The 1027-nt window shown below is 79.9% G+C and carries 1 protein-coding gene; it reads left to right on the top strand.

Annotated features, from left to right (window positions below; all coding sequences use genetic code 11):
* Positions 1-140 precede the first annotated feature (140 nt).
* Positions 141-1027 (top strand): heparan-alpha-glucosaminide N-acetyltransferase domain-containing protein (locus ABEB16_RS22015; protein ID WP_345714301.1); only part of this gene is annotated, 887 nt, incomplete at its 3' end.

Raw genomic sequence — 1027 nt, 5'->3', positions numbered from 1 at the left:
CGCCCTCGGCGCGGGCCTCGGCGCCCAGGGCCTCGCCCACGCGGCGCAGCAGGTCCGGGTGGCCATGGTCCACACCGTACCGGTGCGCCGCCCGGGGCCCGGGGAGGCTCGCGGTGACCACCCGGCGGCAGACTGCGTGCGTGAGCAGCACACCAGCGCCGCGCGGCCGCGCCGCCGGGCGCGAGCGGCTGGTCGGGGTCGACGTCGCCAGGGGCGTCGCCGTGGCCGGGATGGTGACGGCGCACGTCCTCTCCCGCGACGCCACCGGCGCGGCCGGCGCGGCGTTCGAGCTGGCCAGCGGTCGCTCCTCGGCCCTCTTCGCCGTCCTCGCCGGCGTCTCCCTCGGCCTGCTCACCCGTCGCGGCCTCGCACCCGCCGGGCCGCGGGTGCGGGCCGGCCTGCGGGCGGCCGTCGCCGTGCGAGCCGTGCTCGTCGGCCTGCTCGGGCTGTGGCTCGCCGGCCGGCACCCCCCGGTGGCCGTCATCCTCGCCCACTACGCGCTGGCGCAGCTGCTCCTGCTGCCCGCCCTGTGGTGGCCGCCGCGGGTGCTGGCGGTTCTCGCGGCGCTGTGGCTGCCGCTGGCCCCCGTGGCGGCCTTCGTGCTGCGCGAGGGTCCGCCCGACCCGGGCGAGCAGCCCGACCTGGGCGTGCTCGGCACGCCGCTGGTGCTGCTGCGCACCCTGCTGCTCACCGGCTACTACCCGGTGCTCGGCTGGCTGGGCTACCTGCTCCTCGGGCTGGCGATCTCCCGCTGCGACCTGCGCAGCCGCCGCACCGCGCTGCGGCTGGCGGGCGCGGGGGCCGTCCTGGCCGCCGCCGCCGCGCTCACGAGCCTCGTGCTCCTCGGGCCCGCCGGGGGCGGTGCCGCGCTGCGGGCTGCCGACGGCGCGTGGGTGGCCTGGACGGCGGCCAACGGCTTCTACGGCACCACCCCCACCAGCTCCTGGTGGTGGCTGGCGGTGGCCGAGGCGCACGCGGGCACGCCGGCCGACCTCGTCGGCACGGCCGGCAGCGCGCTGCTCGTGCT

It is taken from the genome of Kineococcus glutinatus (assembly GCF_039542765.1).
Classification (GTDB): Bacteria; Actinomycetota; Actinomycetes; order Actinomycetales; family Kineococcaceae; genus Kineococcus_A; species Kineococcus_A glutinatus.
This window is presented reverse-complemented; position numbering and strand designations above follow the sequence as displayed.